The sequence below is a fragment of the Salmonella sp. NW177 genome (assembly GCF_051811585.1).
GTDB lineage: Bacteria > Pseudomonadota > Gammaproteobacteria > Enterobacterales > Enterobacteriaceae > Salmonella > Salmonella enterica.
Map to the genome: position 1 here is coordinate 1 of NZ_JAMMZV010000032.1, position 335 is coordinate 335.

The window sequence follows — 335 nt, forward strand, 5'->3', positions numbered from 1 at the left end:
CTTAATTTACGGAGGAATCCATGACCATTGCCATTACCGATGTTGTCCTGCGCGACGCCCACCAGTCTCTGTTCGCCACCCGCCTGCGTCTTGACGATATGCTGCCGATTGCCGCTCAGCTCGACGACGTGGGCTACGGCTCGCTGGAGTGCTGGGGCGGCGCCACCTTTGACGCCTGTATCCGCTTCCTCGGCGAAGACCCGTGGGTCCGCCTGCGCGAGCTCAAAAAAGCCATGCCCAAAACCCCGCTGCAGATGTTGCTGCGCGGCCAGAACCTGCTCGGCTACCGCCACTACGCCGATGATGTGGTGGAGCGCTTCGTTGAACGCGCGGTG

The 335-nt window shown here is 62.4% G+C and carries 1 pseudogene; it reads left to right on the plus strand.

The annotated features are described in order from the left end of the window. Positions 1 to 20 precede the first annotated feature (20 nt). Positions 21 to 335 (plus strand): annotated as a pseudogene (locus tag NA986_RS24355) (sodium-extruding oxaloacetate decarboxylase subunit alpha); the annotation flags it as partial.